This window comes from Photobacterium sp. GB-50, assembly GCF_003026755.1.
Lineage (GTDB): Bacteria > Pseudomonadota > Gammaproteobacteria > Enterobacterales > Vibrionaceae > Photobacterium.
This window is the reverse complement of sequence record NZ_PYNX01000011.1, coordinates 110,149-134,443: the sequence shown is the minus strand read 5'-3', so window position 1 is coordinate 134,443 and position 24,295 is coordinate 110,149. Positions and strand designations below refer to the sequence as shown.

The following is a 24,295-nucleotide window of genomic DNA, read 5'->3' as shown; positions in this document are numbered from 1 at the left end:
TGCTTGGCGACCATAGCGTTATGGACCCACCTGATCCCATGCCGAACTCAGTAGTGAAACGTAATAGCGCCGATGGTAGTGTGGGGTCTCCCCATGTGAGAGTAGGACATCGCCAGGCTTCAAATTTTAGTTTTTGTTGTTATAACAAGAACGCTAAAGAATTTACTTAGCAACCATAGCGCAGCAGAACCACCTGATCCCATGCCGAACTCAGAAGTGAAATGTTGTAGCGCCGATGGTAGTGTGGGGTCTCCCCATGTGAGAGTAGGACATTGCTAAGTTCTAAATTGCATTATGCTGAATAGACACGCTGCGGAGCGGTAGTTCAGTTGGTTAGAATACCGGCCTGTCACGCCGGGGGTCGCGGGTTCGAGTCCCGTCCGCTCCGCCACTTATATTAAGCCCTAGTCGAAAGACTGGGGCTTTTTTACATTTTGAATATATGAGTTAAATTTATTTGAGTGAGTTGGCAGTTCAGTTGGTTAGCCTCTTTATTGGAGATCTTAGCGGCCTGTCAGACCGGAGTCGCGTCCGCTCCGTCACTTCTAAAGAAGCCTCGCTAGTCATAGCGGGGCTTTTTTCGTCTAGTAAATATATTAATTATCTATTAATGAAAAAGCCCTGCTTGAAGTCACAGGGCTTTGGTTTTACTTAGTTGTCATTGAAAATAGTTAAGATGATGTGAGACCTCCTTTCCTACTTTATCTGAGCTTTAATAAGTGAAGCTCTGAGCGTTGGTAATACTATCGTTGTTGGTTATATTTACCTCCTTGCTCTTATTCAATGTTATGCCTTAAATTTGTTCATAGAGACCTGTATGTAATATCTCCTTTTGCTGATTATCACTACGATCACGACGATATGCACGGTAACGTGATGCTAGGTAGGTAATGAGAGCTGAAAAAACAGTATAAGCCACTAAGAAAGTGATTGGTGAATGAATAACGTTGTTAGAAAAGACCCAAATAACGCCACTGATAGTGATAACTAATTTTGTCAGTACAGCAAGTACAAGGTAGCTCATGACATATTGAGGTTGGCGAATTGCCTGATAAGCAATGAAATAGCTTATTCCTACCGCGACAATGGCAAGGCTAAAACCCACTGTAAATGAGTGGAAATGTTCGGTGAAAAGTATAGCTAAAACAATAGCTATGATACTAAAGATAATCTTTTTCATACCGATTTCCTTGAGTGCGATAAATTTAACGCCTTTTAATCATGGACCTCAAATCGATATTTTTATGTGATTGGGCTATCTATTTTTATTTTTAGATGGGGTTATTACTGTAAATGGGCTCGATATCAAATTTTTATATGGAGGTAAATAGAATGGCAAAATATAAAAGAAAAGGGTAACTGAATAGTTACCCTCTAGCAAAGATCAGCGGTGTGATCTGCTAAAACAACAGCTATGTTTTTTAAACAGAAAGGAATGCTTTTAATTGAGCAAGTACTGCTTCTGCCTGTGGTTGATCTTCCATTTCAACAAAGATACGGAGTAATGGCTCAGTACCAGAGAAACGTGCAATCGCCCAACCGCCATTTTTAAAGTAAACTTTAGCGCCATCGGCATAGCTTACTTTTTCGATTTCATAGTCAAAATCAGGCAATGCTTTTTCTACATAGATCTTGTTGTACAGACGCTCACGTTCAGCAGGTTTAAAGGTACAATCGCCTTCTGCTGTGTAGGCATAGCCAAAGCGCCCATAGATCTCATCAAGTAATTCAGACAACTTCTTACCTGTCACGCTGATCATTTCGACCAGTAAGCTTGATGCAAATACACCATCTTTACCTTTGATATGACCACGGATTGTTAAACCACCTGAGCTTTCTCCACCAATGAGAGAATCATCAGCTTCCATTTGTGAGCTAATGTGCTTAAAGCCTACTGGCACTTCAAATGATTTCTCACCATAAGCTTCTGCAACTTTATCTAAAAGGTGGGTGGTTGCGATATTACGTACTACCGATCCTTTCCAGCCTTTATATTCAAGCATGTAGTAATAAAGTAGAAGTAGTACTTCATTCGGGTGAATAAAGTTACCTTTCTCATCAATAATACCTAAACGGTCAGCATCGCCATCAGTACCAATACCGATGTCATAACCTTCGTGAGCGACAAGATGCTTTAAACGGTAAAGCGTTGCAGCACTCGGCGATGGCATTAAACCACCAAAACCAGGGTTTTCACTATCGTTGATCACGTCAACATCACAGCGAGCACTGATCAGGACCGTTTGCAGGGCATTTTTTGCCACTCCAAACATAGGATCGATAAGAACGCGAAGATTCGCTTTTTTAATCGCTTCCATATCGATGAAATCAATAATTGAATCAACGAACTCGTTCATTGGATTGATGATTTCAACTAACTTATCGTTTTGTGCTTGTTCAAAGTCAACACGTTTTACATCCGCATCGGTTAACACTGCGATTTGTTGTTCAATCTTTTGAGTAATGATTTCATCCGCATCACGACCGCCTTCAATGAAGACTTTTATGCCGTTGTAATCTGCTGGATTGTGTGACGCAGTAATACAAGCTGAATATGTCGCACCTGTTTGTTTTGCTTTAAACATCACAACAGGGGTTGGTACGAACTTATCGATGAAGCTACATTTAATGTTGTTACCCGCTAAAACTTCAGCAAACCACGTTGCTGCTTTATCGGATAGAAAACGACGGTCGTAACCAATAATGAAACCATTTTCAGTGACTGACTCTTTGATCATGATGTTAGCAAGGGCTTGAGCTACTAAGCGTACATTTGCTTGAGTAAACTCTTCACCAATGAAGGCACGCCATCCACCTGTTCCAAACTGAATCATGGAGGAACTCCTATTTCTCTCTCAAATAAAAAGAGGGAGGTGAATTCACCTCCCTAACCGTTTTAGCCCATTACTACTGTAACAGTATTGGTTGTGCCTTCAGCTTGAGGAGCGATTGCGCCTTCGACTGTTTCACCGTTTAGCGTAATAGATTTAACGCCTTTACTTACACCATTTGGGTTTTCAACTTTAATGTTATAAGTCGCGCCACGCCATTCACGAGTCACTTCAAAACCAGGCCAGCTTGTTGGAATACAAGGATTAACAGTTAGACCTGCAAAGCCTGTTTGTACGCCTAGGATAAAGTTAGTTACGGCAAAATATGCCCAACCAGATGTACCTGTTAACCATGGGTGGTTTGCACGACCGTGATCTTGGTGATCACGTCCCATGATGAACTGAACGTATGAGTAAGGTTCTGCAATACGTTTTTCAATGATGTCGTTTTGGTTGTATGGGTTAAGTGCATCGTAGAACTTCATTGCACGATCACCACGACCTAGTTTCGCTTCAGCCACCCATGCCCATGGGTTTGGATGCGAGAAGATTGCACCGTTTTCTTTCACGCCTTGATATACGCGCGTAACGAAACCGATATCATCATTAGGGGTTGCGAATGATGGTGCATTTAGGTGTAGACCGTATTCAGAGAATAGGTTTTCATCAACGGCATCCATTGCTTTCTCACCACGATCTTGTGATGCCATACCAGAAAGCACAGCTAGAGTATTTGACTCTAAGTGAATACGACCTTCAGTTTGTTGCGCTGTACCGATCTTGTCACCGTCTTTTGTTAGACCACGGATGTACCAGCCACCTTCGTCATCCCATAGGTGTTGTTCACACGCTTCACGTACGTTTGCTGCCATTTCAGTGTATTTAGCAACATCTGCGTCTTTACCTTGATGCTTAGCAAGCTCGATGAATTCTTGTAATGCCCAGAAGTGAAGGAATGACACCATTGCTGACTCACCGCCACCAAGGTTTAGACAGTCATTCCAGTCTGCACGAAGACCTTTACAGATACCGGTTCGGCCTACGTATTCTGCTGAGAAATCGAGTGCGGCTTTCATGTGATCATAAACAGATGCATCACCGCCATCAGCGTATGGGATCACTTCGTCAATGAAGCTCTCTTCACCTGTTTCTGTTACGTACTTACAGATTGTTGGTACTAGCCATAGGTGGTCATCAGAACAGGTATCTTCGATACCGTGGATCTTATCTGCATCACTTGGGGTTGGAACAACTGTTGGTGATTTTGATGGCTCAACATCAGCCATGTCTGGATCGAACCAATCTGGATCAAATAGGTGTAGGCCGTAACCCGCTTTTACTTGACCACGTAGTAAGTCAACAAGACGCTTACGAGTCATCTCTGGGTTTGAGTGAGGAACAGAGATTGCATCTTGTGCGGTATCACGGTAGCCAAGACCAGTACGACCGCCCACTTCGATAAATGATGCGAAGCGTGACCAAACCACACATGTTTCAGCTTGGTATAGAGTCCATGCGTTGATCATGGTATCTAGGCCTTCGTTCGGTGATGTCACCTTGAACTTGTTACAACGACTGTTCCAGTGTTCTTTAATTTCAGCAAATGCAGCATCGACGGCAGCGACATCTTGGTATTTTTGACGTAGGCGTTGACCTTCGTTTTTACCGACACCTAGGATGTAGCTAAAGCGTACTTCTTCACCCGGTTGGATAGTGAATTGCTTGTGTAGTGAGCCACAGTGGTTGTAACAGGTTTGTACGTGGTTAGAACAACGTCCTTTTTCAACCGCAATAGGGTTAGCTTCATCACGGTAAGCACCAATGAAAGTGTCACGTTGACCATCATAGCTATCAGGATCAAATGTCGAAGCTAGGTAGTAGAAACCTTCTTTCTCATTGGTGTTGTAGTAAAGATCATATTCAATCACGCCGTCTTCATAAGACGTACCTGCTGAGTACAGGCTCATCTGATGGTTTTGGTTATCAGATTGAATGTGGCTAAAAGAGAATTCAACAAATGAGAATGCACTGATAGTACGTACTTCATCTGTCGTATTTTTAATCACAACATCCCAAACCTCAGCATCTTCGCCTTTAGGTACGAATAATGTTTTGGTTGCTTCAATGCCGTTGTAATCACATTTGAACTTAGAGTAAGACAAACCGTGACGCACTTCGTAGGTTGCTTCATCTAGGCTTTTTGCTACTGGTTGCCATGAAATTGACCAGTAATCACCTGTCGCATCATCACGAAGGTATACGTAGTGTCCTGGGCGATCAAATGTCGCATTAGGACGGAATTTAGTTACGCGATTGTACTCTGGAGATTTGTAGAATGAGTAACCACCTGCGTTTTGTGAAATTACTGTACAGAATTTCTCTGTACCTAAGTAATTTGTCCATGGTGCTGGGACATCAGGACGAGTGATAACATATTCTCTGTTGTCGTTGTCAAAATAACCGTATTTCATTGCTTTTTAATCCTTAAAAAATTTCACTCTACTGTGCGTGGTTATTCACAGTGGCGGTAATTAATACCTGCCTTGTCCAGGTAGCTAAGTTGACCTTTTAAACGTGCTTTGAAGTCATCCCAGTTACGATATTTAGGGTCGCTCCAGCAAATCTCCGAGACTGCCAGTAAGCGGGGGTAAATCATATATTCAAATCGGCTTTGGTTATTTACTAATTCTGACCAAAGGGCGGTTTGAATGCCTAAAATGTGCTGCCGCTCAGAGTTTTCCTCGGCGAGATCACTGAGTGGGTAATAATTGTAAACTTTATCGAGGGGTAACTTTCCAGCCCAATCAACACCTGCTTCATCTGCCGAGTAGCCTTGAGCTAAATCTAAGTACGTCGCTTGTGCTGGCTGCATCACAATGTCGTAGCCTTTTTGGATACATTCCAATCCAGCCTGTTCACTTTGCCATGAGAAGATGATGGTATTTTTACTGACCTTCTCACCATGGGTTGCTTCTTCCCAACCCATCATGCGCTTACCTTTACCTTCTAGTACTTCTTCGGCAAAACGTAATAGGTGCCCTTGCAGTTCTTTGGGATCGTGATAGTCATGCTCTGCCATGAATTTTTGGCAAGCAGGGCTATCTGTCCAAACACCGACAGGGACTTCATCTGCACCAATATGAACGAAAGGTGCGGGGAATAGATCGCATATTTCCGAAAGTACATTGCTAATAAAGCTGTAAGTGCCTTTTAGTGCAGGCGATAAGATGTTGTCGTTATAGTTTTGAATGCTGCGATAAACAGATTTATCATCTGGATCAATCAACAAATCAGGGAGTGATAAAATAGCAGCACGACAGTGGCCAGGGATATCTATTTCCGGAATGATCATGATCCCACGATCAGCGGCATACGCAATGACATCACGAATTTCTTGTTTTGAATAAAATCCACCATAGCGCTGAGCAATGTGGCTAAATTGTGGAGCGATCACTTCATTTGGACCACGCCAAGCACCGATACGGGTGAGTTCAGGGTAGGCATCAATTTCAACGCGCCAGCCTTCGTCATCGGTTAAATGCCAATGAAACGTATTAAATTTGTAGCGTGCTAATTGATCGATAAGATGTTTTATACGCTCAACAGGGTGAAAGTGGCGACCACAATCGAGCATCATACCGCGATAACCAAAATGCGGTTTATCATTAATATCTACCATTGGGATCTGGTAAGTGCTATCAGCTTGATGCGATGGTTTACTTGGTATTAATTGAAGTAAACTTGAAGTTGCGTAGACAAAACCAGATGCTGAATTAGCTTGGATCCAGACGTTATCGTTTTCAACGAGTAAGCGATAGCCTTCATCTACAAGGTCTTTATTTACAGTATAATGAATGTTGCCTTGCTGATTAACCGGCACGTGTTCATTCAATAAGGTATTGAGTTCTGCTTGTAACCAATTTACTGCACCTTGCGCTAATGTGGGTGGTGTTGAAATGGCAGTATGTTGATTTATATGAAAAGAGCCCTGTAGTTGCGTTATCTTGCTAGGTTTAGGGATCAAAGCAATATCAGCCGCTTTAACGGGTAGCGGTGTGTTGTAGCGTTCAACAGCAGGTTGATCAAGATTGATAGTACTGATGTCGACTTTTAACGGCTTAATGTACTCAGCGGTTGATGCTAATGAGATAAATGCATCTAAAATACCGTCGTCATAAAGCGTAAATGGTGCAGTACCGACCGTGAACTCGGTATAAAAAAGACCATTTGCAGGTAAATTGTCCGTGGCTGTTAATGTACAGTAACTCCCCGTTTGGCTGATAGCGCCTTTGCTTAACGTCTCGGCTCTAACGAAACGATTAAACAAAAAATGTAATGACCAATTTTGTAGTGGAGTATCGGTTAAATTATGTAAGCTTAATGCAAAACGAGATTCGTTTTCTTTTTTATCGATTACAGTTAAATCAAGGCGGTAACTCATCATTCCCCCTTAAAGTTTATATAAATCGTGATTACTACGTGCCATAGCAATCGCGCCATCCATAGCATCACCTTGTGGTGTTGCTATACGTTGCTGCATAGGTGGTGCTAACCATGCATGAATACGTTCTGCAATGCTGCCCATGAGGCAAATTTTGTCAGCGCCACGCACAACTAATGCATTCATCCACATTTCTATATCTCGCGCTGTTTGCGATAGCATATCTATCGCGAGTTTATCGCCTTGTGCTGCATGGGCAAAAATGCTCGGTGAAAATTGACCATAATCACAAGGGCGCGCTGCTTTTGACCACAATACGATATTGTCGATATCATGATTAAAATATGTGAGTACAGAGCGAGCAAGCGGTGTTTGTTCAACAATACCATCAACACTTAATAGTACTTGTTGAATTAAACGCAGACCCATAACAGCACCGCCGCCTTGATCTGAAATCGGGAATTCACGACCGCCAACCACATGCTGTTGACCATCTTTTAATAAGATCCCACAAGAGCCAGTACCAGCAATTAATATCGCGCCATCTTTACCTCCCCAAGCACCTAAACAAGCACCATACGCATCGGTATTTAATGTTATGGCACCGTAAGGATGAGGCTGTTTCATGAAGTTATACCAAGCCTCTTGTTGTTCAGCGCCTGCGAGTGCTAGGCCTACTGACATATAACGAAAATGGCTATTATTAAGATTTGCTTGGCTGGCCGCAGTTGCTATCGCATCATTGATCGATGCCATAGCAACGCTACTGCCTAATAGAATATTCGCACTACCCGTTTTTGCTTCACCTAAAGTATTACCATCGAGATCACAGATGCGTGCACGGCAAGATGTACCACCGCCGTCAACGCCCACTAAGTAACGAATATCAGCCATGACAACGCTCCTTAAATTGCATCGTAATTGCAAGTAAGTACCAGCCACCATGTGGGATCCATTGTTCACCCCAGCGCCAGTTTTGCAGCATATCGTCTTTTTGACCATTAGGGTTGAATGCGATGTCTTCTTCGTTTTCAAAGCCAGATGTGATGCCGTTACAAACACCGCCTTTGGCGTTACTGAATCCTAAGTGAGGTAAGTAATTTGGGTTATTATGACCATGACCATCTAACATACACATGTCATACGGGTTTAAACCAACTATCCAGTCAAGTGAGCGTTGACCAAATTGCATTAAGCCTTGACGTAATGTTGGATCTTGAACATAGTTCTGTGCCATAAAAGCCATGGTTGCTAATGACGCGAGACGTGCATTTTCGCCTTGCCACCAGTAACCTGACTCATTGTTATGGGCAACAAAGAAAGCCGTTTTCTTTTCACCATCGACAGCTTTAGTGTATTGGCGAGGGTAGTGAAATGGGTTATTCACTTCTTTTGTAATCGCTAACTCAAAATTAAGCGCGTTACATAACACTTGTTCAATTGGCTTTTTGAAATTGGGATCCGTTTCTGCACTTAAATATTGCATCAGAGCAATGGCAGGAAGGCCTGCTTCAGCGGCATGGAAATAAGGACGTTCGCCGTTTTCAGTCGCAGACCAGAAATATTCAATATTCTCATCTGACATTTGACGCTTAGCCAAACGTGTAGCCCACTCACGCATTTCTACTAAATAGCGATCTTGGGAAGTACTACGGAATAACTCAACGGCGGCTAATAAGGCACAATACTCATCTATAATATTTTCCGTACTATCGTTTAAGTATTCAGTATTGTGTTGTTTTAAATGCCAATAGCCAAGTTCAGCCGCTTGAAGGTATCGCTCGGTCTCGATGCCAGTAAACGCTCCTAAGCGAGTGCTTGATTCTAGTTGAGCAATACGAGAAAGCGCTGCTAATGCTGCAATGGTAACCCCACCACCTTGACGGAAGCCGGCTTGATAATCGTCTGACTTGATGCCTTCTTGAGTTGAATAAGCACAAATGTCACGTTGTTGCGGGGATTTGCTCCATTTGTCGAATACCGTCATATAGAAATAGCCCTGCGCGTGTTGCATGCGCAGTAAGAAATCGGCACCGAAAGTGGCTTCTTCAAGTAAACGTACACGAGTAAAGTCTGCAATATCGTCTTGCTGATCTAACTCTTCATAGGCTTTTAGCATGTTCCACACAATCATTGGGGTTTGTTGTGGATTTAAAAAATTACTAAAAGATAAATGGCTTAGGTATTTACTTACATCGCCTGATGCATCATACCAACCACCGTGAACGTCTACGGTTTGATCTGAATTGAGTACAGCTGCATTTTTATCAGCTTGATCGAAAATACCGCTGCAACGTTGAGATTTAAAGTAGTGAAGAACATCACTAAAGGTTTGTTGCATTAACACACCTTCAGCAATGGTAAAAACAGTTGATTCGCTGTTTGCGTAGCGAATACGGAACTCACCAAGTTGTTGGCAAGAAGAGAAATCAATAAGGTAAATATTACCGGTATGCCATTGTGCTATGTTGTCATAGGCATGTAATGGCAGCTGCATGATAGTGGTGTTCGTCTGGTTACAAACAAGTTCTGCAGTACCGGTTAAAGTCTGAGAGTTGGTTTGTAATAAAGCGTGTTTTACGTTGAAACGCTCATAGCCCAGATGGTTAGTTAACAGCTGCATGGATCCTCCTAGTGTCGCCAAATAAAGGTGGTTTCAGCATTGTGAAACCACCATTTAACAGCTAAGGCGACCAATAACGCAGATAAGTCGTTTTTAGTAACGAGCTATTATTAATTTTCGTATAAGTAACAACGTACAAAGTGATTGTCAGATAATTGAGTCACACCTGGAAGTTTTTCACGGCACTTATCGGTAACGTGAGTACAGCGACCTGCAAATGGGCAACCCGCGCTTTCTGGCGTCCATAGCGGGATCTCGCCTTTATTACCTTTTAGTTTTTCATGAATAGACTTACTTGGATCGGGAACTGCTGATACAAGTAATTGGGTATACGGGTGTTGTGGATCGTGAATGATCTCTTCCGTATCGCCCCATTCAACCATGTGACCAACGTACATAACCGCTAGATCTTCAGCAATGTAACGTGCTGTTGCGATATCGTGGGTGATGTACAGTAGTGCCATCTCACGTTCAAACTTCATTTCTTCCATCAGGTTTAGTACACCTGCACGAATAGAAACGTCGAGCATTGAGGTTGGCTCATCAGCAAGTACGACTTCAGCACCCACCGCAATGTTACGCGCTAAGTTAACACGTTGACGTTGACCGCCAGACAGCTGGTGGGGGAATTTCGCAGCTGTCTCCTTTGGTGGGATCAAGCCAACTTGTTCTAGTAGGTTGTAAACCGTTTCTTCTAGCTCTTTTTTATTGCCTGACTTCACTTTGTTGTGGATCAGTAACGGACGAGCAATATGGTGGAAAATAGTATGAGTAGGGTTTAAAGAACCGAATGGGTCTTGCCATACCATTTGCACACCTTGGCGGTAATTCATTAAGTCATCATGTTTAGTGATTGACTGGATATCACGACCAAAATATTCAATTGTGCCATCTGTTGGCGCGTACATTTTTGCAATCATTTTCGCCGTTGTTGATTTACCAGAACCTGATTCACCAACAACTGAAAGACCACGACTTTTGTACATTTTGAAAGACACGTCGTTGATTGCACGCATCTTTGATTTCTTTAATGAATTACTGTTAACGGAAAAATCTTTAATTAGATTTTTACCTTCAATAATTGGATTTCCGACAGGTTTGCTCATAATGCCTCCTAAATACTGCCTATTATTTTATTAACCACGTTTAGTGAATAGGTGGCAGTTTGATAAACGTCCTGGTTCAATTTGTGTCAGCTGGGTTGGTGTTTTAAAACAAGCATCGGTTGTTTTGCTACAACGTGCTTGGAAACGACAACCTTGTGGTACTTCTAGTAAGTTCAATGGGTTACCAGGAATACCTGTTAACTTTGTTTTTGGACCAGTTAGAGGAGGGAATGAGCTACCCAAGCCCTCAGTATATGGGTGGAACGGTGTTTCTAGAATTTGCTTAGAAGGGGCAACTTCAATTAATTCACCTGAATACATGATGCCGATACGGTCAGAGAACTCGACCATTAATGACAAGTCATGAGTGATGAATAGGATTGAGAAACCAAATTCTTCTTTTAATGCGTAAATCTTTTGTAGAATTTCACGTTGAACCACAACATCAAGTGCTGTTGTTGGTTCATCCATGATGATCATCTTAGGATTTAGCGCAAGAGCAATCGCGATAACCAAACGTTGACGCATACCACCAGAAAACTGGTGAGGGTAATCACGTAAACGGCTAGGGTGGATATCAACGATTTCTAATAGGCCTTCAGCACGGCGAACTGCTTGCTGACGAGACATATTAGTGTGGCGCATGATTACGTCACAAAATTGCTCTTCCATGGTTAATACAGGGTTCAAAGCGTTCATTGCACTTTGGAACACCATCGACATTTCGCTCCAACGGAAGGCTGACATTGCCATATCCGATTTCTTTAAAATGTCACCATGGCCTTCAAAAATTACTTCACCACCGGTAATGAATGCTGGCGGCTTATGCAGACGCATCAGTGAGAAGGCAACAGTGGATTTACCACAGCCTGATTCACCTGCAAGACCGAATATCTCACCTTTACCAATGTCAAAGCTGACATTATTTACTGCGCGAACATCACCGGCATCTGTAATGTAATCAACACACAAGTTACGAATTGAGATTTGTGGATTGGTCATTATTTATCTCCCCCTTGTAGGGCTGGCTGAGGAGCGTCCACAGCGTTTGCTTCTTTTTCTTCTTTTGCATTCTTAGCATTTTCTTTTGCTAAGTTTTTCCAGCGGCGCATGCCTTTGTGTGAACGTAACTGCGGGTTGGCAATTTCATCAACAGCAAAGTTAAGCATCGCAAGACCGATAGCAATCAGTGTTAGTGCAACACATGGTGCTAATAGCTCCCACCAAGCGCCAACTAACATTGAAGATGATGTTTGTACGTTGTACAGCATCACACCCCAGCTTACTGAGTTCGGGTCACCTAAGCCTAAGAATGACAGTGTTGCTTCAGTCATGATGGCAAGCATTACCGAGCCGATGAAGCTTGCACCAACGATTGAGATTAGGTTCGGTAGAATCTCAACAAAGATAATACGCCATGAGGATTCACCTAATACTTCTGCTGCTTTTACAAATTCCTTTTCACGCAGTGATAAGGTTTGCGCTCGGACAACACGTGCGCCCCATGCCCAGGAGGTCATGGCAATAACCACCGCAATGGTCATTGGACCTGTTTGACCAATAAAGGCTGCGATAACAAACAGTAAGGGGAGCTGCGGTAGAACTAACATGATATTCATCGCAGCGGTTAAGACTTCATCGACTTTACCGCCAAAATAACCTGCTGAAATACCAATGATGGTTGCTAGGAAACACACCATTAAACCTGCACCAAAACCTACCGCTAGTGAAGTACGCGCGCCATATACTAGCTGAGACCAGATATCACGACCCATACGAGATGTGCCTAGTAGGTGCTCTGCATCTTTGGACATTAATAGACGACGCTTGTTATCAGCTAAGTTTTCAGCGATCCAACCGTCTGGATTATCTTGTGCTGCTTTTACTACAAACGCAGGGTACTCATGAGGTTTTCCTGTTCGTTTGTCTGGTGAAAACTGTGTAATCAGCGGAGCAAAAATAGCCCCTAGAATAAAAATAGTGATGATGCTAAGGCCAAACATAGCCTTAGGGTTACCAGATAATAATTTAAATAAGGCTTTCATAATTATTTGCCTCCTTTACGTAGGCGAGGATCTAGCACAACGATCAGGATGTCGGCCATGAAGTTAAAGAACAGCATGAACATAGTCATAATAAGTAACTGACCTTGAAGAACTTGGTAATCACGTGAGTGGATAGCATTAAGCATTACGGTACCAAGACCTGGGTAGTTAAAGATGATTTCGACAATTAACTGACCACCAATCGCCATACCTAGTGCCATAGAAAGTGCTGTTACACTTGGTAGCATTGCGTTACGTGCTGCGTAGTTAAATACCACACGGTTTTCACTTAAGCCCTTACCTTTTGCCATTGTGATGTAATCTTCGTTTAGCAGGTTGATCATGTTATTACGCATATTGATCAAGAAACCGCCGATTTGAATGACTGTGGCACAGAATAGTGGTAGTGCTGCGTGGTAAAGCACGTCTTTGTAGAAAGCCCAGCTTGACCAGTCAGGAATAACGCCCGGCGTATATGCATTGCCTGTAGGGAACCAACGCAAGCCGATAGCAAAGGTGAACATCACAAGCATTGCAATTACAACCGGTGGAACTGCTTGAATAACCAACATACCTGGTGAAATGAATGCATCATAAGTACTGCCGCGTTTCCATGCCGCAAAAATACCTAGTACAGAGCCAATACAGAAAGAAAGCATTACAGCTGAGCCAGCTAAAAATAGTGACCAGCCTACAGCGCCACCTAACAGTTCATTAACTGATAGTGGATAAAATTTGATTGAGGTACCTAGGTTCCACGTAAACACGTTAGCTAGGTAAGAAAAGTATTGTTCATATATTGGACCATCAACAAAGCCTAATAGCTTTTTCATGGCTTCAATACGCTCAGGGGTTACCTGTGCGGTTGCGTTCGCGAACATCATGGTAACTGGGTCACCAGGCATTGCACGCGGAAGAATAAAGTTTAGCGTTGCCGCGAAAATCAGCGCGATAAAATAAAACGATAAACGACGTAGAAAAAATCCCATAACTCACACCTTACACATCCAGCTTGCCTTCCTGAGCTGAATTCAGGACGTAAAACCCCCTGACGCAAGGCGCCATACCTTTTATAGAAGAAAGGATTGAGGGGAAGAGGCGGTGCACAAGGCGTGCACCGCAAATATTAAGCAGATATTATGCTTTTGGTTTTAGATCCAGTACTTGAAGTAGACGCTCAGGAACACCAGCCCATACCATTGGACGGCCTTGAGGGTTCTTCTCATTCCACCAACCAGTGAAGCGAGTTTCGTTGTATTGGAAGTTGTTTGCACCAGACATCACTGGAATCGTGATTTGATTTTCAGCGATGATTTTCTGGATGCTATGAGCAATCTTCAACTGCTCATCTTTGTTAGCTGTTTTGTAGAAGCTGTCTAGTAGCGAGTCTAGCTCTGCATTCTTGAAGTAGTGCATTGCAAAACGAGGCATACCTTCACCAGATTGTAGGCGTGAGTTGTACGCGCTATCCCAGTATAGGTGTGGATCAGCACCGTGGAAGTAGTTTGTGTAAGCTACATCGTAAGTACCGTTTAGCATCGCTTCGTTGTAAACAGCGAAGTCAGGTGTACTTGCTTTCGCGTTAATTCCCGCTTCTTGAAGCTGCTCTACACCTAGCTGTACAGTGTTGTTGAAGTCAGTCCAACCGTTTGGAGACTGAACTGTAAGTTCGATCTTCTTACCTGTTGGTGTTTCTACGAAACCGTCGCCATCAGTATCTTTAAAGCCTGCTTTCGCTAGTAGCTCTTTAGCACCTTTCACATTGTATGTGTTAAATGCTTTGTACTTGTTGTGTACCGCTTCATCTGACCAAGTTTTGAAACCATCACCTAGGCCCGATGCGTAATCGTTCGGCATACCTGCACCGTAGAATGCGATGTCGATGATTGTTTGACGGTCGATAGCCATTGAGAACGCACGACGGAAATCAACATTGTTGATCGCTTCTTTGTTACCATCTTTTGGCGACTTGAAGTTCAACATGAATGACTGAGTGCCCGCAGCTGGGTACCAGTATTTGTGATTTGGGTTTGCCGCAGCGTAAGTGCTGTCGATGTCTGGAATGAACGATGAAGTCCAATCTAGCTCAGAGTTAATGATCTTTGTTAGCAACTGATCGTTGTTCGCGATCTGAGGAACACGTAGACAGTCAACTTCTAGGTTGTCGTTATCCCAGTAGTTAGGATTACGACATTGAACGTATAGCTGAGGAGTGAATGTATCAATCTCAGTAAACGGACCTGTACCTACTGGATTTTCGTTAGTGAAAGTTGTTGGGTTTTCAACTTTGCTCCAGATGTGTTTAGGCACTACTGGTACGAAAGAAATTTCGAAAGGAACGTTCGAGTTCGCTTCAGTTAGATCGAAGATAACCTTGTTACCGTCTTGCTTAACTGATTTAACCCACTTGTTGATACCACGTTGATCTAGTTCTGGATTCTTCTTAAGTAGGTCAAAAGAATAAACTACATCATCAGCAGAAAACGCTTTACCGTCAGACCACTTAACGCCATCACGGATTTCGAACGTTACTTGCATTAGGTCGTCAGACATGTAGTAGTCTTTCGCCAAACGCATTACTGGCTCGTTACCTTTCATTTGGTTGAAAACAACCAATGGCTCGTAAACGAATTCAGTCGTAGTACGAAGGTTTGTAGCTAGGAATGGGTTAAAGTTACGTACCATTGTAGGGTAAAAGTCTGGTACGACTGTTAGCTGGCTTTTCTCTGCTGCAGACGCTACTGGTGCTGTAAAAGCGGTTGCTGCTGCAACAACGGCAAGTGCTAACTTAGTTTTGTTAATATTGGCAAGCATAGCTGTTCCTTACTCTTTGCTCTGTTTCACTTAATGGAAATTAAAGTTTGCTCCATCATTGGAGCCCTTGAACTTACTTCATCGGAACTGAGTAACGCTGAACCGGTGAATGGCCTTGTAAGCTCTCAGTGCGTTAAATATTCGCTGTAATGGATAAATCGTCAATCAAGCTTCCCGTCAAAATTGTCAAAATAACCAATAACAACGTCAAAAACGTTAATTTTAGGTTTTGTTGTTACCGATGAGTAGATGTTAAATGTGTGTTACATCACATTTGTATCTATCGGTGGTGAAATGATGTTTTGAGTTTATCTGGTTTTAACTTGTTGTTTTTATTTGCTTTTATTGTTTTCGTTTGGTTTTTTTTATGTAATGTGTGTTTTTTGAGTCGTTATTTCCGTGTGTAAAATTTATCGTCAATGTTTGTTGTGATTCGCTTCTCATAAACAAAAACTAATTCCCTCTTCTATCATTATGGAGCTTAAATAGCTTAAATTGCTTTAAAAATAGCCAAAATGTAGAGTGTGACTGATGTCATTTTTATGGTTTTTAATGTGATATTTTCTTGTTAAAAATAACAGTTTCATCTGATGAATAAGAATAAGTTTTCGTAAGAAAGGCCACATCGTTATGCTGCTAGGTGAGGCTCTTCTGACGTGAATATTTACTTATGGATGTAATGCTAAAGAGATAATAAGAAGGATGGTTTGACGTTTGTATTTTACTGGCATAAAAAAGGCTCCCGTAAGAGCCTTGATATTTAGGATGTAATAAGACTTAATTAGCTGGTACTAATTGTATGGTGTAGTTTGTCTCGCATTGCCACTACATGTTGGCGCTCTACTGTTGTTTGAGTACAGCGCTCTAGAACGTAATCCATGGTGTTGAGCACTGTACGCCAACGTGGGGTCTTGGGTAACGTATCGATATGTAGATATTTATCAAGAGTACGTGTTTGTAAGGTGCTGCGATCAAGATACACTCGCCACAATCCACTTTCCTCTGCTAATTCAAATTTGGTTTTCTTGGCGTCATTTTCCCATAATGAAAGCGTCATCGTCATCGACTCAACCATAAGTTGACGAATAATATCCCCTTTATTTTGTCCGCTACCATCCAGCTTATCAGCCAAGCGTGTGAATTCACCACCAAGCTCTCTGAGTTGCTGTAAGTTATTCTTGTCGCCGTTAAAAGCAAACTCTGACAACATATCAACGGCATTTTCTAGTAAGCCTATACGATGATCTGCCGAAGGACCTTGGTTATCAAAAACAAACATTTGTTTAAGTCCTGATTCTTCAGGAAGGTTAATAATGTCGGTTGATAATGTTTGGATCTCATCATTTATAACGAAGCTCAACTTGCCATTGTAATGGTGGCTGTCGTTAATACCTATCGGTAGCTCTGTGGCGATAATATCCGAAATAGTATGGCGCTCAAGTTGCTCTGGTGAGCGTTTAAATAACTTACCAGCGGCACTATTAACATAGCGAATACGACCTTCACTTTGTACACAGATAATTGCTTCACTGGTCGTGTCAAGAAGCCCTAGCAAGCGGCTTTGTGCTTCTATTAGGCTGATTTCTACTTGCTCTCGACGATAAATTTCTTGCTGTAAGCTTTGGTTCTTTTGCTTTTCATGTTCAGTCTTACTGGCTTGCAGGTAAGCTTGAATACGAGCAATTAACTCTTCTTTATTAAAAGGTTTAGTTAAGTAGTCATTAGCCCCACACTCAAAGCCTTTGATGCGGTCTTGAATTTGCCCTAATGCAGACAACATCATTATTGGTAATTCAAAAATCGAGTATTGCTTTCTTAATAGGGTGCAGACTTCGTAGCCACTCATCTCCGGCATCATAATATCGAGTAAGATCAGATCTGGACGTTGTTGTTGGACAATATCTAATGCCTGATGACCGCTCTCTGCTGTTTTTACTCGATAGCCAGCAAGTCGGAGAAAATTATTTAAAATCTGAAGGTTTACGGGTTCATCATCAACCACGAGAATAAGATCACCTTCAGGGTTTTCAGGTAAATTGGTGCTTTCACAACTTCTGGAATCTAATGCCGGTACTTGGAAGTGCTGAAGTATAGAGTCATTAGATATCGCATTGATCTGCTCTTTGGTTGCAAGGTTTAAGGTAAAGCTAAAGGTAGTGCCAATCATAGGCTGACTACTTACATATAAGCGCCCGCCCATTAATTCAATAAGTTGACGACTAATTGATAAACCTAGACCTGCGCCTTGTCGGTAGTTGGTCGAATTTGAGTTTGCTTGAATGAGGGGCTCAAAAATATGCTCTAGCTGCTCACTTGGAATACCTTGCCCCGTATCGACGACTTGTACACGTAATTGCTGTTCTAATACTGTGGCAGAGATAATGATCTTACCTTCAGATGTGTACTTAATCGCGTTACCGACAAGGTTATAAAGTACTTGTTCTAAACGTTGCTCATCGGCATCAACGAGTGGCAAATCTGCAGGAATTTGATTAATGATCCTTACCGGTTTGTTACCAAGCAAGTGACTAGAAAGCTCCAGTACTAATCTCACCGCGGCTGACAGATCAATCGCATGGCGATGGATATCTAAATCGCCATAACGCATTTTGTGATAATCCAGCAAATCATCGACAAGGTTAGTTAAACGTTGTCCACTATTGATGATCATTTCTAACTGACGACGTTGAGAATCTTTTACGGGTCCATTCGCTCCAGCAAGTAAAGATTCTGCAATGCCCACCATGCCATGAAGTGGGGTGCGTAATTCATGAGATGTGGTTGCAAGGAATTCATCTTTAAGTTTATCTGCTGTCTGTAGCTCATTGTTTTTCTGCTTGATAATCTTAAGGCTTTGTTCTAACTCGTCATTTTGAGTTTTAATTAAACCTATTTTTTCGCGAATAGAGCGCTGCATACGTGAAAAGCTTATCGCCAGACGACCAATTTCATCACTACGTTCAGTGCCTTCGATGACTTGGTCTAAATCGCCACCAGAGGCTTTTTCTGCCGCCCAAGTTAACCGCAGTAAGGGGGCGGTAATTGAATTAGACAATAAGTGAGAAGCAAAGATCACCAAAATAATAGCGCTGATCATTGCCACACCAAATATTTTTTCTAATTCAGTAATACGAGCAAAGGCTTCTTTTTCGGGTAGTTCAACGACTAGTGCCCATTTATTGTTAAGGATATCGAGTGGTGAAAATGCACTCAATACTGAAATGTTATCGTAGTTTTTAAAGCTACCCACGCCTGATTTGCCAGCCAGTGCTTCCCTGATACTTTCACTTTTTAACGTTGTGGGAACCCCTGTTTCTGCCGCGAAACGCAGTTTGTGATCTTGACCAATCAATAAAGTTTGAACGTAGTTCGCATTATTACCAAGGTCTTGAATAAGCTCAGAAATCGCTTTATTACTTAACTCCATAAAGACGTAACTGTGCAAATAGCCTTGCTGAATGATCGGGGCGGCGAACCATGCGGTTGTGTCGTCTGTGTTTGCAGATTGACTAAAATCGGTAAAAGTAACCGGTACTTGATCAGGTTTAGCCTGACTTTGTTTGGTTTTTGCGGTAATCGCTTCAAAGGTTTGTTTTAAAGCTGGCGATGCTAGGGCGTTGGTAAGTAAATTGACGCCAAACAACTGGTGATTGTGAACGGAGTAAACCACGTTGCCTGAACGATCAACTAACATGATATCTTTGAAGTCAGAGCGTTTTAAATACTCTTTATAAACAGCGTTGTAGCGCTTATACATCAAACGATAGCGCTCATGTCCTACATAAGTCGTTTTATTATGGGACTCATTTTTTTGGGTAAGGGTTTGCGAGAAATAATGAGCATGTCCTTGAGATGCAAGTTGCTGTGTTATGTCACCGAGTTGATGGTAAGCACCGACTAAGCCATAAAAACGACCGCCACTGTTATTCGATAATTCAGAGCGAGCGAAACTCTTCACCTCAGATTCTTTCGCTGCGAAAAAGCTATAAAGCTGCTTTTGCTTATTATCACGTAAAGAAGCTAAGTGATTGATACTTTGTTCAGCAAGATCTTTGGTATGAGAGTTTAGAAAATATAGGGCAGATAAAACCAAAGGTGTGATGCTAAGCACAATAAAGGCCAACATTAGCGTATGTTGGAGACGTTTAAATCGTTTGGTATTCTGCATTCCGGTGCCTGAATAAAATGATTATCGTTCGATTTGGATTGAGGAACAGTGACTAACGTTAAATTATAAAACGTTTTAAAAGTAACGTTTTTGACAATTTTTCCGTTCGTTAGAAATCACTAAGTCCATATATATTAATATAATACTGCTTATACTGACTTATTTGAAGTGATCAAGTACAGCGATAATGAAGCGTGTTGTAAAACACAGAATTAACGGTTTTGACGGAGTTTTGATTATAAAAAAGGGACAACAATGTCCCTCTTTAGATAAATGTTCCGTTAAAATAAATTAACGGTTATTTAGTTGCGGCGTAAATATTAAATTTATTTGTTTTTGCCGTAATGTTGCACTCACCAAGGCTTGCTTCAATTAATGGCGGATATTGTAAGAAGCTGTTGGCGACAATGACGAGCTGACCGTTATGGCTAAGGTATTGTGGTGCATCATTAATAAATAGCTCAGTTGCGGCATAAAATGTTTTTAACCCAGCATGGAACGGTGGGTTGCTGATCAAGAACTGGTAAGGGCCCGTTAACGCCTTATAGACATCGGTAGCGGTGAACTTACTCGCTTCAAGGTTATTGACCTTAAATGTTTCTTTTGCCGATTCAATGGCTAACGCACTGATATCACACAGCTCTAAATCAATAGTGGGGTATTTAGCTTTCATCACCGCGCCAATCACACCAGCACCACAGCCAAAATCTAATACTTTGCCGTGTAATTTAGGCAGATTGTTAAGCAGTAATTCTGAGCCTTTATCAAACTCACCATGGCTAAATACGCCAGGTAAAGAGCGAACAGTAAGTTGTACGCCAGCAATATCGATAGGATAACTACGGAACCAATCTGATAAATTAAAGGCTTTTGGCGTGTTATCACAACGTCCCCAGTAAAAACTGCAGCGACGTGCCGAATCATATTTGTTCAGTGGGCCATATTCTGCAAAGAGTTTTTCTGCACTGCGAACCCCTGAGCGGTTTTCACCAACGATACAAATTTCAACGCCAGTACCGAACTTATTCAGTAGCATGGTTAACAAGTAATCAGCTTCTGCTTTTGCTTTAGGCCAGTAAAGCAGGATCATATCGATATCTAATGTTTCTGTTAATTCAGCCCCGAAGTAACTACTTACATTATTAAAACGTTTGATATCTGAGTAGAAGCCATAGTTTGTGGTAAATACCGATACCGTTTGAGCGGTTTGAGATAGCTCTGATGCGAAGGTATCACTTAATTCGCCAGCGATAAGGACTTTACGGTTTTCAAAAAACTCAGATTGACGAGCAACAACCTGGCTCGCGGCGCAATAAGACATGTAACTGGCCTCAATGTAGACATCATAAATTTGGGAGCGAATTGTTCCATAATTATGTGCCGTTGAAAAGAAATCAGCAGTAGAGAGGAAGATTGAATAGAAGAAAAATGCCGCCCTAGAATAGAGGCGGCATTGTAATGATAGGTTAGTGAGAATCTTGTTGTTCTAAGAAGTCTTTAAATTCAACTTCATACATTTTAAATAACACGAGTGTTACACCAAAAATGATGGGACCGTAAATCATACCGATCAAACCAAATAATTGGATACCCCCAATGATTGAGAAGAAGATCAGTAGGGTATTCATGCTTGAACTGCCTTGCATCAGCAATGGACGGACAACGTTATCGATTGAACCTACGACAAGCACTCCCCAGCCCGCTAAGAATAATGCCCATTCCCATTGACCGACTAACAGTAAGTATAGAGATGCAGGTAGCCAGATAAGTGCGGTACCTACGACAGGGATTAATGAAGCAAAAGCCATCATTGAGCCCCAGAACAGCCCTGGGAATCCGCATAGCCACATTGCAAAACCACCGGCTAAGCCTTGCGCGACAGCGGTTAGGAATGATCCAAGTACGGCAGATTTTGCGACTTGTTCAACTTCTTCCATAATTGCATCTTCTTGACTGCGAGACAGTGGGATCACATGGCGGATCGCGGCAATCATCTTGTCGTTATCACGTAGCAGGAAGAATAGGACAAATAGCATCATCATAAAGTTTACTAATATGCTAGTGGCGTCTCCAAGAATACGTGCACTAATGTTGATTGCTTGAGAGCCGACTTGAGATGCTGTAGTTGCAATTTTCTGAATGATGACCTGAGGATCAAAATCATGGAACGGTGAGTATTTATCTATATAGAACAGTACTTTTTGAGCGTAAGGGTGAGCAAATAGTTCTTTCGGACCGCCGGATGTGATCCATTGATAACTTTCTTTAGAAACGGTTGTACCTTGATGAACAATGGATGAAAACACCACAAGCAACGGGATCACAATAATGACGGTAAGCACAAAGCAAGATAACATTGCAGCAGTATTTGCACGGGTTGGCATTAACGCTAATAAACGTTTATGTAGTGGTGCAAAGAGTAATGAAATAATAAAGGCGAGAACAATCGGCCCTAAATAAGGTTCAATGAGTTTGTAACTGGCAAATGCAGCAACAAATAAAGCAATAATAAGGAGCCAATGGCGTGGCTCGATTTTAAATGGCTGTGGCACTGTATGTTTCCTTTAATTAATAAGCGTCTTCATTACTGCTGTTATTGATAAAGATTATCATTATAATCATTGTCGCTATAACTTATCGATTATACTCTTTATCGCGGAGATGGCTTATGGGATGTTGTAATTGTGGCTGTGATGACAAAAAAAAGCGCAGACCACCGATTGCACTAATTATTTTAGTCATCATGGTACTGCTTGCGTTATATTTTTGGCAATAACCTTAGCCTTGAGCGGTGGCTATAGTTAAATACAATTTCTGTGTTTTAGATACTAAAATAATGTCATAAAAAAAGGTCACTCATTGTGACCTTTTTTATTTTTATTTATTTCAGCTTTCTGAATTATTCAGGGCTGTTTTCATGAGCAAGCGTTGCAAAAGCAAAATCAGCCGCTTCAAGTGTTGCATCAATGATTTGATCTGTGTGTGCTAGTGAGGTGAAGCATGCTTCATATGCAGACGGTGCAAGATATACCCCTTTTTCTAGCATTAAATTAAAGAAACGCTTGAAACGCTCGACATCGCACTTGGTTACATCTTCGTAGCACGTTACAGTTTCTTGCTCAGTAAAGAAGAAGCCAAACATCGCACCTACTTGATTAATTGCCAGTGGAACACCGTGCTTATCTGCTAATGCTTTAAAGCCATCAGCAAGACGTTTAGTAGTATGAGCAAGGCGTTTTTCATTACCGTCTTCAGTTAACACGCTTAAACAGGCATGACCTGCTGCCATTGCAACAGGGTTGCCTGATAGCGTACCCGCTTGGTAGACAGGGCCTGTTGGTGCAACAAATTCCATCACTTCACGACGGCCACCGAATGCGCCGACTGGCATACCGCCGCCGATGATTTTACCTAGTGTTGTAAGGTCTGGTTTAATGTTGTAATAGCCTTGAGCACCACCTTCTGATACGCGGAAGCCTGTCATTACTTCATCTAGAATTAATAGCGCGCCAAATTCATCACAGATGTCGCGTAGCCCTTCAAGGAAGCCAGGTACAGGTGGAATGCAGTTCATGTTACCCGCAACAGGCTCAACGATAATACAAGCAATCTCTTCTGGGTGAGTTGTAAACGCTTCACGTACAGAATCTAGATCGTTATAGGTTGCTGTTAGGGTATGTTTTGCAAAATCTGCAGGTACACCTGGTGAGCTTGGTTGACCTAGGGTTAATGCGCCAGAGCCTGCTTTAACGAGTAGACAATCGGCGTGACCGTGGTAACAACCTTCAAATTTTAAGATCTTATCGCGACCAGTAAACCCGCGTGCCAGACGAATAGCGCTCATGGTTGCTTCAGTACCTGAGCTTACCATGCGTACCATTTCCATCGATGGTACTAGTTTTGATACCAGATCAGCCATGGTGATTTCCATTGCCGTTGGCGCACCAAAACTTAAACCTTGTTGCGCTGCATCGATCACCGCATCACGAATCGCTGCATGGTTATGGCCTAAGATCATTGGACCCCAAGAGCCAACGAAATCGATGTATGCATTACCATCAGCATCAAAAATATAAGCGCCATCGGCACGCTCAATAAAGAGTGGTGTGCCACCAACACCAGCGAACGCTCTCACTGGAGAGTTAACACCACCTGGAATTTTTTGTTTTGCTTTGGCAAATAAATCAGCCGATTTGCTCGTTTTGCTCATTATGAGGTCCTATATAAAATAATCAGGCGTAGATCCAATCCAGATCGTTTTCTGTCC

General features: G+C 42.1%; 15 protein-coding genes, 1 tRNA gene and 2 rRNA genes. 3 read left to right on the top strand and 15 right to left on the bottom strand.

Annotated features, from left to right (window positions below; genetic code table 11):
- The first annotated feature begins 2 nt into the window (after positions 1-2).
- The 3 genes from rrf (C9J41_RS14630) to C9J41_RS14620 all read left to right on the top strand — a co-directional run bounded on the left by rrf (C9J41_RS14630) (position 3) and on the right by C9J41_RS14620 (position 391).
- Positions 3-118 (top strand): 5S ribosomal RNA (rrf, locus tag C9J41_RS14630).
- A 47-nt stretch (positions 119-165) separates the two neighbouring features.
- Positions 166-281: ribosomal RNA gene (gene rrf / locus C9J41_RS14625) — 5S ribosomal RNA — on the top strand.
- Positions 282-314: 33 nt separating this feature from the next.
- Positions 315-391: transfer RNA gene (locus C9J41_RS14620), tRNA-Asp, on the top strand.
- 402 nt (positions 392-793) lie between these two features.
- Here C9J41_RS14620 and C9J41_RS14615 read toward each other — a convergent pair.
- The 15 genes from C9J41_RS14615 to hemL all read right to left on the bottom strand — a co-directional run bounded on the left by C9J41_RS14615 (position 794) and on the right by hemL (position 24,238).
- A complete protein-coding gene (locus tag C9J41_RS14615; RefSeq protein WP_107246756.1) occupies positions 794-1,180 on the bottom strand; it encodes a hypothetical protein in 387 nt (128 codons plus the stop codon).
- Positions 1,181-1,421: 241 nt separating this feature from the next.
- Positions 1,422-2,834, bottom strand: a complete 1,413-nt coding sequence (locus C9J41_RS14610; RefSeq protein ID WP_107208602.1) for a phosphoglucomutase/phosphomannomutase family protein — start codon at positions 2,832-2,834, stop codon at positions 1,422-1,424.
- Positions 2,835-2,896: 62 nt separating this feature from the next.
- Positions 2,897-5,302 carry a GH36-type glycosyl hydrolase domain-containing protein gene (locus C9J41_RS14605; protein WP_107246755.1) on the bottom strand — a complete coding sequence of 802 codons (2,406 nt, stop codon included), beginning with the start codon at positions 5,300-5,302 and terminating at the stop codon, positions 2,897-2,899.
- 41 nt (positions 5,303-5,343) lie between these two features.
- Complete coding sequence (locus C9J41_RS14600) at positions 5,344-7,272, bottom strand: beta-N-acetylhexosaminidase (RefSeq protein ID WP_107208600.1); 1,929 nt, start codon at positions 7,270-7,272, stop codon at positions 5,344-5,346.
- Between the two features lie 9 nt (positions 7,273-7,281).
- Positions 7,282-8,166 carry an N-acetylglucosamine kinase gene (locus C9J41_RS14595; RefSeq protein WP_107294723.1) on the bottom strand — a complete coding sequence of 295 codons (885 nt, stop codon included), beginning with the start codon at positions 8,164-8,166 and terminating at the stop codon, positions 7,282-7,284.
- On the bottom strand, positions 8,159-9,895 hold the full coding sequence (locus tag C9J41_RS14590) for a glycoside hydrolase family 9 protein (protein ID WP_107246752.1): 1,737 nt from the start codon (positions 9,893-9,895) through the stop codon (positions 8,159-8,161). Before C9J41_RS14590 ends, C9J41_RS14595 begins: the two co-directional genes overlap by 8 nt.
- A 110-nt stretch (positions 9,896-10,005) precedes the next feature.
- Positions 10,006-11,001, bottom strand: coding sequence for an ABC transporter ATP-binding protein (locus tag C9J41_RS14585; protein WP_005369743.1), 996 nt, complete (start codon positions 10,999-11,001; stop codon positions 10,006-10,008).
- Positions 11,002-11,031: 30 nt separating this feature from the next.
- Complete coding sequence (locus tag C9J41_RS14580) at positions 11,032-12,003, bottom strand: ABC transporter ATP-binding protein (RefSeq protein WP_045130276.1); 972 nt, start codon at positions 12,001-12,003, stop codon at positions 11,032-11,034.
- Positions 12,003-13,046 (bottom strand): ABC transporter permease, encoded by a 1,044-nt coding sequence (locus tag C9J41_RS14575; protein WP_107208597.1) that lies wholly within the window; start codon positions 13,044-13,046, stop codon positions 12,003-12,005. Before C9J41_RS14575 ends, C9J41_RS14580 begins: the two co-directional genes overlap by 1 nt.
- Positions 13,047-13,048: 2 nt before the next feature.
- Complete coding sequence (locus C9J41_RS14570) at positions 13,049-14,035, bottom strand: ABC transporter permease (protein ID WP_107208596.1); 987 nt, start codon at positions 14,033-14,035, stop codon at positions 13,049-13,051.
- A gap of 148 nt (positions 14,036-14,183) precedes the next feature.
- Positions 14,184-15,860 carry an ABC transporter substrate-binding protein gene (locus C9J41_RS14565; protein ID WP_107208595.1) on the bottom strand — a complete coding sequence of 559 codons (1,677 nt, stop codon included), beginning with the start codon at positions 15,858-15,860 and terminating at the stop codon, positions 14,184-14,186.
- A 781-nt stretch (positions 15,861-16,641) separates the two neighbouring features.
- A complete protein-coding gene (locus C9J41_RS14560; protein ID WP_233217742.1) occupies positions 16,642-20,028 on the bottom strand; it encodes a response regulator in 3,387 nt (1,128 codons plus the stop codon).
- 298 nt (positions 20,029-20,326) lie between these two features.
- Positions 20,327-21,349 carry a 16S rRNA (guanine(1207)-N(2))-methyltransferase RsmC gene (gene rsmC, locus C9J41_RS14555; RefSeq protein WP_107294722.1) on the bottom strand — a complete coding sequence of 341 codons (1,023 nt, stop codon included), beginning with the start codon at positions 21,347-21,349 and terminating at the stop codon, positions 20,327-20,329.
- 145 nt (positions 21,350-21,494) lie between these two features.
- Positions 21,495-22,580, bottom strand: coding sequence for an AI-2E family transporter (locus C9J41_RS14550; protein WP_107208593.1), 1,086 nt, complete (start codon positions 22,578-22,580; stop codon positions 21,495-21,497).
- A 347-nt stretch (positions 22,581-22,927) separates the two neighbouring features.
- Positions 22,928-24,238: a glutamate-1-semialdehyde 2,1-aminomutase gene (hemL, locus tag C9J41_RS14545; protein WP_107208592.1), complete on the bottom strand. Its 1,311-nt coding sequence runs from the start codon at positions 24,236-24,238 to the stop codon at positions 22,928-22,930.
- Between the last annotated feature and the right edge of the window lie 57 nt (positions 24,239-24,295).

What these genes read in the sequence shown, in the direction of transcription:
- C9J41_RS14615 (WP_107246756.1), bottom strand. Translation starts at nt 1,180, where the DNA reads ATGAAAAAGATTATCTTTAGTATCATAGCTATTGTTTTAGCTATACTT.
- C9J41_RS14610 (WP_107208602.1), bottom strand. Translation starts at nt 2,834, where the DNA reads ATGATTCAGTTTGGAACAGGTGGATGGCGTGCCTTCATTGGTGAAGAG.
- C9J41_RS14605 (WP_107246755.1), bottom strand. Translation starts at nt 5,302, where the DNA reads ATGAAATACGGTTATTTTGACAACGACAACAGAGAATATGTTATCACT.
- C9J41_RS14600 (WP_107208600.1), bottom strand. Translation starts at nt 7,272, where the DNA reads ATGAGTTACCGCCTTGATTTAACTGTAATCGATAAAAAAGAAAACGAA.
- C9J41_RS14595 (WP_107294723.1), bottom strand. Translation starts at nt 8,166, where the DNA reads ATGGCTGATATTCGTTACTTAGTGGGCGTTGACGGCGGTGGTACATCT.
- C9J41_RS14590 (WP_107246752.1), bottom strand. Translation starts at nt 9,895, where the DNA reads ATGCAGCTGTTAACTAACCATCTGGGCTATGAGCGTTTCAACGTAAAA.
- C9J41_RS14585 (WP_005369743.1), bottom strand. Translation starts at nt 11,001, where the DNA reads ATGAGCAAACCTGTCGGAAATCCAATTATTGAAGGTAAAAATCTAATT.
- C9J41_RS14580 (WP_045130276.1), bottom strand. Translation starts at nt 12,003, where the DNA reads ATGACCAATCCACAAATCTCAATTCGTAACTTGTGTGTTGATTACATT.
- C9J41_RS14575 (WP_107208597.1), bottom strand. Translation starts at nt 13,046, where the DNA reads ATGAAAGCCTTATTTAAATTATTATCTGGTAACCCTAAGGCTATGTTT.
- C9J41_RS14570 (WP_107208596.1), bottom strand. Translation starts at nt 14,035, where the DNA reads ATGGGATTTTTTCTACGTCGTTTATCGTTTTATTTTATCGCGCTGATT.
- C9J41_RS14565 (WP_107208595.1), bottom strand. Translation starts at nt 15,860, where the DNA reads ATGCTTGCCAATATTAACAAAACTAAGTTAGCACTTGCCGTTGTTGCA.
- C9J41_RS14560 (WP_233217742.1), bottom strand. Translation starts at nt 20,028, where the DNA reads ATGCAGAATACCAAACGATTTAAACGTCTCCAACATACGCTAATGTTG.
- rsmC (WP_107294722.1), bottom strand. Translation starts at nt 21,349, where the DNA reads ATGTCTTATTGCGCCGCGAGCCAGGTTGTTGCTCGTCAATCTGAGTTT.
- hemL (WP_107208592.1), bottom strand. Translation starts at nt 24,238, where the DNA reads ATGAGCAAAACGAGCAAATCGGCTGATTTATTTGCCAAAGCAAAACAA.